The sequence below is a fragment of the Streptomyces flavofungini genome (genome assembly GCF_041028215.1).
GTDB classification, from domain to species: domain Bacteria; phylum Actinomycetota; class Actinomycetes; order Streptomycetales; family Streptomycetaceae; genus Streptomyces; species Streptomyces flavofungini_B.
In genome coordinates this window covers 1-10,976 of record NZ_JASKYR010000246.1, presented here as the reverse complement: position 1 = coordinate 10,976, position 10,976 = coordinate 1, and the positions used below count along the sequence as shown (strand labels likewise).

At 72.0% G+C, this 10,976-nt stretch carries 5 protein-coding genes; 2 read left to right on the top strand and 3 right to left on the bottom strand.

Features of this window, described 5'->3' with window-relative positions; translation table 11 throughout:
- A partial coding sequence (mfd, locus tag AB8Z36_RS18505; protein WP_369214436.1) for a transcription-repair coupling factor occupies window positions 1-3,550 on the bottom strand: 3,550 nt, incomplete at its 3' end.
- Between the two features lie 385 nt (window positions 3,551-3,935).
- Here mfd and AB8Z36_RS18500 point away from each other — a divergent pair.
- Complete coding sequence (locus tag AB8Z36_RS18500; RefSeq protein ID WP_440581944.1) at window positions 3,936-5,387, top strand: DUF2079 domain-containing protein; 1,452 nt, start codon at window positions 3,936-3,938, stop codon at window positions 5,385-5,387.
- 117 nt (window positions 5,388-5,504) lie between these two features.
- Here AB8Z36_RS18500 and AB8Z36_RS18495 read toward each other — a convergent pair whose 3' ends face one another.
- Window positions 5,505-8,084, bottom strand: a complete 2,580-nt coding sequence (locus tag AB8Z36_RS18495) for an ABC transporter permease (RefSeq protein ID WP_369214435.1) — start codon at window positions 8,082-8,084, stop codon at window positions 5,505-5,507.
- Complete coding sequence (locus tag AB8Z36_RS18490; RefSeq protein ID WP_369214434.1) at window positions 8,081-8,869, bottom strand: ABC transporter ATP-binding protein; 789 nt, start codon at window positions 8,867-8,869, stop codon at window positions 8,081-8,083. Before AB8Z36_RS18490 ends, AB8Z36_RS18495 begins: the two co-directional genes overlap by 4 nt.
- A gap of 320 nt (window positions 8,870-9,189) precedes the next feature.
- On the opposite strand from AB8Z36_RS18490, the gene AB8Z36_RS18485 reads away from it, so the two are divergent.
- Entirely contained in the window at window positions 9,190-10,773 is a 1,584-nt protein-coding gene (locus AB8Z36_RS18485) for an MFS transporter (RefSeq protein WP_369214433.1), read from the top strand.
- Window positions 10,774-10,976: the final 203 nt, after the last annotated feature.

Sequence of the window (10,976 nt, the reverse complement as noted above, 5' to 3'; positions counted from 1 at the left end):
ACCCCAGGATCGAGGCCAGGAACTCCCCCACCCAGCCGAGCAGTTCCCGCCCGACCAACGGCTTGCCGCCGACCTTCGCGGTCTTGGGGCGCGGCACCAGGATCTGCTGGGCGTTGCCCTTGATGAGCGTGCCGGGGTACAGGCGCTTGAGGCGGAGCTCCTGGGACTCCCTCAGCTCCACCGGGGCGAAGCGGATGTTGTTGCCCTGGAGGACGATCTCGCCGACCTCGCAGGCGCGCGCCAGCATCCGCAGGCCCGCCACCAGGAGGAGGTTCTCGACCGGCTCCGGCAGCTTGCCGTAGCGGTCGGTCAGTTCCTCGCGTACGGAGGTGACGTCCTCCTCCGTGTTGGCGGAGGCGATGGCGCGGTAGGCCTGGAGGCGCAGGCGCTCGCCGGGGGCGTAGTCGTGCGGGACGTGCGCGTCGACCGGGAGCTCGATCTTGACCTCAAGGGGCGGCTCCTCCTCCACGCCGCCCTCCAGCGAGGCGCGGTAGTCGGCCACCGCCTCGCCGACCATGCGGACGTACAGATCGAAGCCGACGCCCGCGATGTGGCCCGACTGCTCGCCGCCGAGGAGGTTTCCGGCGCCCCGGATCTCCAGGTCCTTCATCGCCACGTACATGCCCGCGCCCATCTCGGTGTGCTGGGCGATCGTCGCGAGGCGCTCGTGGGCGGTCTCCGTGAGCGGCTTCTCCGGCGGGTAGAGGAAGTAGGCGTAGCCCCGCTCGCGGCCACGGCCCACCCGGCCGCGCAACTGGTGGAGCTGGGAGAGGCCGAAGTTGTCGCCGCGCTCCACGATCAGGGTGTTGGCGTTGGAGATGTCGATGCCGGACTCGACGATCGTCGTCGAGACGAGCACGTCGAACTTCTTCTCCCAGAAGTCCACGACGACCTGCTCCAGGGCCTGCTCGGACATCTGGCCGTGGGCGGTGGCGATGCGCGCCTCGGGCACGATGTCGCGGAGCCGGGCCGCCGCGCGGTCGATCGACTCCACCCGGTTGTGGATGTAGAAGACCTGGCCCTCGCGGAGCAGTTCGCGGCGGACCGCCGCACCGATCTGCTTCTCCTCGTAGGGACCGACGAAGGTCAGGACCGGGTGCCGCTCCTCGGGCGGGGTGGTGATCGTGGACATCTCGCGGATGCCGGTGACCGCCATCTCCAGCGTTCGGGGGATGGGCGTGGCCGACATCGTCAGGACGTCGACGTTGGCGCGGAGCTTCTTGAGCTGCTCCTTGTGCTCGACGCCGAAGCGCTGCTCCTCGTCGACGATGACCAGGCCGAGGTCCTTGAACTTGGTCTCGGAGGAGAAGAGGCGGTGGGTGCCGATGACGATGTCCACCGAGCCCTCGCGCAGCCCTTCGAGGGTCGCCTTGGACTCGGTCTCCGTCTGGAAGCGGCTCAGCGCCTTCACGCTCACCGGGAACTGGGAGTACCGCTCGGAGAACGTGCCGAAGTGCTGCTGCACCAGGAGCGTCGTGGGCACGAGGACGGCGACCTGCTTGCCGTCCTGCACCGCCTTGAACGCGGCGCGGACCGCGATCTCGGTCTTGCCGTAGCCCACGTCGCCGCAGATCAGGCGGTCCATCGGGACCGTCTTCTCCATGTCCTCCTTGACCTCGGCGATCGTGGTGAGCTGGTCGGGCGTCTCCACGTAGGGGAAGGCGTCCTCCAGCTCGCGCTGCCAGGGCGTGTCGGGGCCGAAGGAGTGGCCGGGGGCGGCCATGCGGGCGCTGTAGAGCTTGATCAGGTCGGCGGCGATCTCCTTGACCGCCTTCTTCGCGCGCGCCTTCGTCTTCGTCCAGTCGGCGCCGCCGAGCCGGTGCAGGGTGGGGGCCTCGCCGCCCACGTACTTGGTGATCTGCTCCAGCTGGTCGGTGGGAATGTAGAGGCGGTCGCCCGGCTGGCCGCGCTTGGCGGGCGCGTACTCCACGACCAGGTACTCGCGGGTCGCGCCCTGGACGGTGCGCTGCACCATCTCGATGTAGCGGCCGACGCCGTGCTGCTCGTGGACGATGTAGTCGCCGGACTCCAGGGTCAGCGGGTCGATCGTCTTGCGGCGGCGCGCGGGCATCCGCTGGCCGTCCTTGCCCGCCGCCTTCTGGCCGGACAGGTCGGTCTCGGTGAGGACGGCGAGCTTCAGCGCGGGGTCGACGAAGCCGTAGTCGATCGAGCCGCAGGAGACGTGCACGAGGGACGGCGTCAGCTCGCCGAGGTCGCCGTCGAGGCGGGCGGCGATGCCCTCGCCGCCGAGCACCTCGACCGTACGGGCGGCCGGGCCGTGGCCCTCGGTGACATAGACCGTGCGCCAGCCGTCGGCGAGCCAGCCCTTGGTGTCGGCGAGGGCCTTCGCGGTGTCGCCCCGGTAGGTCTCGGGGGCGTGCATGCCGAGCTTCAGGGTGTCGTCGTCCCCCGGCGCTCCGGCGCCCTGGTTCAGCGTCTCGTCGGCCGCGAAGGGGCTCACCGACCACCACATCATGCCCAGCTCACGGGCGTGGTCGCGGACGTCGGCGATGCCCCACAGGGAGGCCGCGCCCACGTCGATCGGGGCGTCGCCGCCGCCCGCCGTCGCCGCCCAGCTCGCCTGGAGGAACTCCTGCGAGGTCGCCACCAGGTCGGCCGCGCGCGAACGCACCCGCTCCGGGTCGCAGACCACCGCCATGGAGCCCTTCGGCAGGACGTCGATCAGCAGCTCCATGTCGTCCACCAGGACGGGCGCGAGGGACTCCATGCCCTCGACCGCGATGCCCTCGGCGATCTTGCCGAGCAGCTCGCCGAGCTCCGGGTGCCGCTCGGCGAGGACGGCCGCCTTCTCCCGCACCTCGTCGGTGAGCAGCAGCTCACGGCAGGGCGGCGCCCACAGGCCGTGCTCGGCGACTTCGAGGGAGCGCTGGTCGGCGACCTTGAAGTACCGGATCTCCTCGACGTCGTCGCCCCAGAACTCGACGCGGAGCGGGTGCTCCTCGGTCGGCGGGAAGACGTCGAGGATGCCGCCGCGCACGGCGAACTCGCCGCGCTTCTCGACCAGCTCGACCCGGGCGTACGCGGCGGCCGCGAGCGCCTCGACGATCTCGTTGAGGTCGGTGGTCTGTCCGGCGCGCAGCGCGACGGGCTCCAGGTCGCCGAGGCCCTTGACCTGCGGCTGGAGAACCGAGCGGACCGGCGCGACGACGACGGACACGGGCCCCGTCTCGGGGTCGTCCGTCCGGGGGTGGGCCAGGCGGCGCAGCACGGCCAGGCGGCGTCCCACGGTGTCGGAGCGGGGCGAGAGGCGCTCGTGCGGCAGCGTCTCCCAGGACGGGAAGTCCACCACGCCGTCCGGCGGCAGGATCGTGCGCAGCGCCGCCGCCAGGTCCTCCGCCTCGCGTCCCGTCGCCGTCACGGCGAGGACGGGGCGTCCGGCGTCCCTGGCGAGCGCCGCCACGGCGAACGGACGGGCCGCGGGCGGGCCGACCAGGTCGACGTGCATGCGGTGGCCGTCGCGGGCGGCCGTGACCGCCTCGGCGAGTGCGGCGTCCTTGACGACGGCGTCGAGCAGACCGTGCAGGCTCATGTGGGCTTATTCCGTCCAGGTACCGGAGGGGTCCGGAGTGAAGTGGGCAACGCGAACCGCCCGGCACGTCGCACGGGCCGGGGGTATCCAGCGTACGACTTGGGACCGACAGGCGCGGCTCGGACCGACGCGCGCCCCCGGGGTGCGGCCCGCTCGCGCCCTCGCCGGGGTGCGGCACGCTCACGCTCCGGGCGCGGCGGCACGGCGCGCCCCGTCGCGCGGCGCGGCACGCCCCGCCTAGGGTGCGGCACGCCCGGCCTAGGGTGCGGAGCGGTCCTTCCCGCACAATGTCCCGAATACGCCGGTCCGAAGACACGCCGGTCCGAGGCGGCCGCCCGCCCGGCGCGGCCCGTCGCACCACCGCCACCGACCAGGAAGCCACGTCATGCCCGGAGCACAGACCGACGCCCCCGCCCTGGAGCGTGCCGACGCGCTCATACCCGGGCGGGACCAGGCAGCCGGTCCCGGCACCGGGAGCGGCAGGGCCTGGGACCGCGCACCGCTCGTCCTCGCCGCCGGTCTCTTCCTCGCGTACGCCATGGTGTCCGTCGGGCGGTACCGGCAGATGGAGAGCCGCTCCTGGGACCTCGGGATATTCGAGCAGGCCGTGCGGGCCTACGCGCACCTCCAGGTGCCCGTCGCCGACCTCAAGGGCCCCGGCGCCAACATCCTCGGCGACCACTTCAGCCCCGTCACCGCCCTGCTCGCGCCCGCCTACCGCCTCTTCCCCTCGCCCCTGACGCTCCTCGTCGCCCAGGCCCTGCTCTTCGCGCTCTCCGCGATCCCCGTGACGCGCGCCGCCACCCGGCTGCTCGGGCGCGGCTCCGGGCTCGCGGTGGGCATCGCCTACGGGCTCTCCTGGGGCATCCAGCGCGCCGCCGACTTCGACTTCCACGAGATCTGCTTCGCCGTACCGCTGATCGCGTTCTCCCTGGAGGCGCTGCTGCGGGAGCGGTGGCGGGCCGCGCTCCTCTGGGCGCTGCCGCTCGTCGTGGTCAAGGAGGACCTGGGCGTCACCCTCGCCGCCATCGCCGTCGTCGTGGCGATCCGCTGCCGCCGCTCCGACCCCGTGGCACTGCGCTGGGCAATCGCCGTCGCCGCCTTCGGCGCCCTCGCCACCCTCGTCACGCTCACGCTGGTCATCCCCGCGTTCAACTCCGTCGGCGCGTACGACTACTGGGACAAGGTCGGCGACGGCGGCGGGCTCCCCGTCCTCTTCGAAGGCTTCTGGACCAAGGTCCGCACGCTCGGCTGGCTGCTCGTCCCCACCACCGGGCTGCTCGCCCTGCGCTCGCCGCTGCTCCTGGTCACGCTCCCCACCATCGGCTGGCGCTTCCTCTCCGCCGACGACCACTACTGGGGCACCGACTGGCACTACAGCGCCGTCCTGATGCCGGTGCTCCTGCTGGCCCTCACCGACGCCGTGGCCCGCGCCCGCCACAGCGAGCGCCCCTGGCTGCGCCGGTACGCCGAGCTGCTGCCCGCCTGCGCCGCCGCCGCGGCCCTCGCCCTGACGACCTCGCTGCCGGTCTCGGCACTGACCGAGGCGCGTACGTACGAGAAGAGCGGTCAGGTCATCGACGTGGAGCGGATGCTCGACCGCATCCCCGACGGCGCCACCGTCGAGGCGAACATCGGGCCCATCACCCGGCTCACCTCGCGCGCCCGCGTCTTCTGGGTCGGCGCGGCCCGCCCGGTCGTCCCGCAGTACTTCGCCCTGGACAACCGCGACGGCTGGCTGAAGGACCCGGTCGACTACGCCCAGAAGATGCACCCGGGCACCCGGTACGTCCACGAGGCGGACGTCCATGGCTATGTGCTGATCCGCCGGGCCTGACGCCCGGCCGCGGGCACACGACGGACGGCCCCCGGCGGACGCGTGACACGTCCGCCGGGGGCCGTCTCCCCCGTTCCCCCGTTCACTGTGGCTGTCGGCCCCCGGAGTACTCGGTGACTACTCGGTGGCGATCGCGTTCAGGACGTTCATCCGGCCCGCCCGGAAGGCCGGGACGAGGGCGGCGAACAGGCCTACGAACGCCGACCCGACGAAGACCGCGACGATCGTCGGCCACGGGATCTCCAGGACCTTCAGGCCCTCCAGGGCGAGCAGCTTCTGTGCCGTGGCGCCCCAGCCCATGCCGAGCCCGAGGCCGAGCAGCGCGCCGAAGAGGGCGATGACCACGGACTCCATGCGGATCATGCGGCGGAGCTGGCGGCGCGAGAGGCCGATGGCCCGCATCAGGCCGATCTCCCTGGTGCGCTCGACCACCGAGAGGGCCAGGGTGTTCACCACGCCGAGGACCGCCACGATGATCGCGAGGCCGAGCAGGCCGTAGACCATGTTCAGGAGCTGGCCGACCTGGCTCTTCAGGGTCTCCTTGAAGTCGGTCTGGTCCATGACCTTGTACTGGGGGTACGCGGCCATGGCGTCCTTCAGGGACTGGTAGGCGGCCTTGTCCTGGCCCTTGGCGGCGGTGGCGAACATGACGTCGTTCTGCGGCATCCGGTCGGCGGGGACGTACCTCTCCAGCGTCGGGATGCTCAGGTACATCGCGCCGTTGTCGAGGGCCCCGTCGTCCTTGGTGACGGCGGCGAGCCGCAGTTCGGCGGTCCTGCCGTGCTCGAAGGCGACCTTCAGCTCGTCGCCGACCTCCAGGCCGTGCTTCTCGGCGAACTTGTCGCCGACCGACATGGCGTCCTTCCCGTAGGCGGCCGACAGCTCGCCGGAGACCGTCTCGCGGCGCAGGTCCTTGGCGTAGGTCGGGTCGGCGGCGCTCAGGCCGACGCCGTCCACGGTCTTGCCGTCGGGCGTGGTCATGTCGGCCTCGATGCCCTTGAGGCGGGTGATGTGGCCGATGTGCCCGGCCTTGCGCAGGGACTGCTCGGCCTTGGCGGTGATCGGGGCGCCCTTCTCGGACTGGATGATGAAGTCCGCGCCCACCGACTTGTCGAGCTCGTCCGTGGCCGAGGCGACCATCGAGGAGCCGACCACGGAGAGGCAGGCGACGAGCGCGAGGCCGATCATCAGGGCCGCGCCGGTCGCCCCGGTGCGGCGCGGGTTGCGCAGCGCGTTGCGCTCGGCCATCCGTCCGACGGGGCCGAACGACCGCAGCAGGACCGCGCTGAAGACGCGGACCACGCCGGAGGCGAGGACCGGGCCGACGACGACGAAGCCGACGAGGGTCAGGACGACACCGCCGCCCAGGAAGAGGGAGCCCTCCGAGGCCTTGTCGGCCTGCGACGCGGTGTAGAGGCCGAAGGCGCCCGCGCCGGTCAGGACCAGGCCGATGACGGCGCGCAGCGCGCTCGCCCTGCCGTCGGCCGGGGTCCCGGCGTCGCGCAGCGCGGCCATCGGGGAGACCTTGCCCGCCCGGCGTGCCGGGAGGTAGGCGGCGAGGACGGTGACGACGATGCCGAGGACCAGGCCGACCACGGGGGTCGTCCAGGCGACGGTGAGGTCGTCGGTGGAGAGTTCCATGCCCACGCCGGACATCAGCTTCATCAGGCCGACGGCGAGGCCGATGCCCGCGCCGACGCCGAGGACGGAGCCGGCCACGCCGAGCAGCACGGCCTCGACGAGCACCGAGCGGTTGACCTGCTTGCGGCTGGAGCCGATGGCGCGCATCAGGCCGATCTCGCTGGTGCGCTGGGCGACCAGCATCGAGAAGGTGTTGATGATCAGGAAGATGCCGACGAGGAAGGCGATCCCGGCGAAGCCGAGCATCGCGTACTTCATGACGTCCAGGAACCCGCTGACGGACTTCCGGTTGTCGTCGGCGGCCTCCTGCTGCGTCTTGACCTCGTACGCGCCCTTGTCCAGGGCCGTCGTGACGTGCGCCTTCAGGGCGGTGTCGCTGACGCCCGTGTCGGCGGTGAGGTTGACGTGGGTGAACCGGCCGGTGGCGCCGAGGAGTTCGCGCTGGGCGGTCGCGGTGTCGAAGTAGACGATCGTGGCACCGGGGTTGGTGACCTTGAAGGTGGCTATGCCGGAGACCTTCGCGGTGTGGTCGCCGGTGGCGGCGATGGTGCGCAGCTCGTCACCGATCCGCACGCCGTGCTTGTCCGCGGTGTCGGCGTCGATCATCACCTCGGTGGGTCCGCGCGGCGCGTGACCGGAGGTGATGTCCATCGAACGCAGGTCGTTGCGCGTCCAGTTGCCCGCGATGGTCGGACCGCCGCCGGTGGGGCCCAGGTCCTTGTTCCTGTGGTCGACGAGGGTGACGCTCTCGCTGCTGACCGCGCCCTCGGCAGCCTTGACGCCCTCGGCCTTCCGCGCCGCGCCGACGACGGATGCGGGCATCGACTCGGGCTTGCCGCTGCGCGGGGACTCGCCCGCGCCCTCGGCGTCCTTGGGGCTGACCGTGACATCGGCGGAGGTCGCCGCGAAGAGCTTGTCGAAGGTGGTGCCCATGGTGTCGGAGAAGACGAGCGTGCCGCACACGAACGCCACCGACAGGATCACTGCCACGGCGGAGAGCGCCATGCGGCCCTTGTGCGCGAGGAAGTTGCGCATCGAGGTCTTGAGCACGGTCATGACGTGCGCCCCCGCGCGTCGAAGGACTTCATGCGGTCAAGGACCTGGTCGGCCGTGGGGTGGTGCATCTCGTCGACGATCCGGCCGTCGGCGAGGTACAGGACGCGGTCCGCGTAACTGGCGGCCACCGGGTCGTGCGTCACCATCACGATGGTCTGGCCGAGGTCGGTCACCGAGCGCCGCAGGAAGCCGAGGACTTCGGCGCCCGCGCGGGAGTCGAGGTTTCCGGTCGGCTCGTCGCCGAAGATGATCTCGGGCCGCGAGGCCAGCGCACGGGCCACGGCCACGCGCTGCTGCTGGCCGCCGGAGAGTTCGGTCGGGCGGTGCTTGAGCCGTCCGGCGAGGCCGACGGTCTCCACGACCTGGTCGAGCCAGCCCCGGTCGGGCCTGCGGCCCGCGATGTCCATCGGGAGCGTGATGTTCTCGATGGCGTTGAGCGTCGGAAGCAGGTTGAACGCCTGGAAGATGAAGCCGATCCGGTCCCTGCGGAGCTGGGTGAGCTTCTTGTCCTTCAGGCCGGTGATCTCGGTCTCGTCCAGGAAGATCTGGCCGCCGCTGACCGTGTCCAGACCCGCGAGGCAGTGCATGAGGGTGGACTTGCCGGAGCCCGAAGGACCCATGATCGCGGTGAACTGGCCGCGGGCGATGTCGACGTCGATGTGGTCGAGTGCGACGACCCGGGTCTCCCCCGAGCCGTACGCCTTCACGACCTGGCGCGCCCGTGCCGCCACGGCCGTACGCCCTCCAGTGCCCCCGTGCCTGGGTGTGGTCACAGCCGTTGTCACGGTAAGTCTCCTATGTCGGTCACGCGTTGGATCGGGTGTGTGTGGCGCGCTCAAGTCTGGTGGTCCGACGGGTCCCGGCGCGCTGGTGCTCAGCGCAGTCTTTTCCGGGGGAAAACCCCACCCGCGGGGTGTGGTTCGTCGTAAAGACCATTTAAGGACCGGCCTGCGGCCCGCTCATCCTCCGGCGGTACGAACCCTCCCCGGTCCGGAGTACGGAGGACCCCCTAGGGGTTCTCCACCCGCCGGTGGAGCCCGCGTCAGGGTTGCCCGCACCCTGCCCGCCACCCCCCGGCGGGTGAGAAGGTGACCCGCGGCGATAGATGCAGGGGGAAGGGATTTCTGTGACCGGGGAGGACGGGGTGGACGGGGTGGACGGACAGGGCGCGATACCGGGCCGGAGCCGTGGCCGGGGCGCCGTCGTCGCCGCGCTGATGCTGTCCATGGCGCTCACCGCCATCGACACCACCATCGTCTCGACCGCGGTACCGCAGATCGTGGGCTCGCTCGGCGGCTTCTCGATCTTCTCCTGGCTCTTCTCCGGCTATCTGCTGGCGGCCACCGTCACCCTGCCCGTCTACGGCAAGCTCTCCGACACCTTCGGCCGCAAGCCCGTCCTCATCGCGGGCTGCGTCCTGTTCCTGCTCGGCTCCGCGCTCTGCGCCCTGGCCTGGGACATGGGGTCGCTCATCGCCTTCCGGGTCGTCCAGGGGCTCGGCGGCGGCGCCATCCAGGGGACCGTGCAGACGCTCGCCGCCGACCTCTACCCGCTGAAGGAACGCCCGAAGATCCAGGCCAAGCTGTCGACCGTGTGGGCCACGTCCGCCGTCGCGGGGCCCGCGGTCGGCGGGCTCATCGCCTCGTACGCGGACTGGCGCTGGATCTTCCTGATCAACCTGCCGATCGGGGCGTTCGCCCTCTGGCTCATCGTCCGCCACCTGCACGAACCCGAGCGCGGGACGGTCCGGCGCGGGCGCGTGGACTGGCCGGGCGCACTCGCCGTCTTCGCCTGCGGCGGGGTGCTCCTGACCGCGCTCGTGCAGGGCGGTGTCGCCTGGGACTGGCTCTCCGCGCCCTCCCTCGCGCTCTTCGCCGGCGGCCTCGCCCTGGTGGCCCTCGTCGTCCTCATCGAGCGCCGGGCCGAGGAGCCGATCATCCCCGGCTGGGTCTGGCGGCGGCGCACCATCGCCGCGGTGAACCTCGCCCTCGGCGCGCTCGGCCTCCTGATGGTCGCCCCCACCGTCTTCCTGCCGACCTACGCCCAGTCCGTGCTCGGCCTCGCGCCCGTCGCCGCCGGTTTCGTGCTCTCCGTGATGACCCTGAGCTGGCCGGTCTCCGCCGCGCTCAGCCAGCACGTCTACCGCAGGCTCGGCTTCCGGAACACCGCCGTCACCGGCATCTCGGCGGCGGCCCTGATCCTGCTGGCCTTCCCGCTCCTGCCCTACCCCGGCGAGGCCTGGCAGCCCGCCCTGATCATGCTGCTCCTCGGCGCGGCCCTCGGCCTCTTCCAACTGCCGCTGATCGTCGGCGTGCAGTCCACCGTCGGCTGGGCCGAACGCGGCACGGCCACCGGGTCCATCCTCTTCTGCCGCCAGATCGGCCAGACCCTGGGCGCCGCCCTCTTCGGCGCGGTGGCCAACGGCGTCCTGAGCGCACGGCTCGGCGGCTCGGGCTCCCTGGACTCGGTGGCCCGCGTCCTGGACGACCCCGGCTCGGTCGCCGACCCCGAACGGCTCCGCCGGGCGGTCGACGCGGCGGTGGACGCGGTCTACGTCGGCGCGTGCTGCGCCGCGGTCCTCGCCCTGCTCGTCCTGCTGTTCGTGGCCCCGCGCCGCTTTCCGGTCCTGACGGAGGAGCGGCCCGAGCCGCGGCCCGACGGGCTGCCGTCGCCGCAGCAGGCGGACTGAGCGGCGGCGCGGGCCGACCGGCCGGTTCGGTGAAAACCCCGCGCATCGCGACTACTTACGAGTAACGTCTCGGCTCCTCTCGCTCCTGCGGTCCGCAAGGGCCAACAGCCGCGCAAGGAGACCCGGGATGCCGCACCCTCCGTACGACGCCTCTGTCCCCCGCCCCCAGCACGGGCCGCCGGAACCGCCGCCCGCGCCCGAGC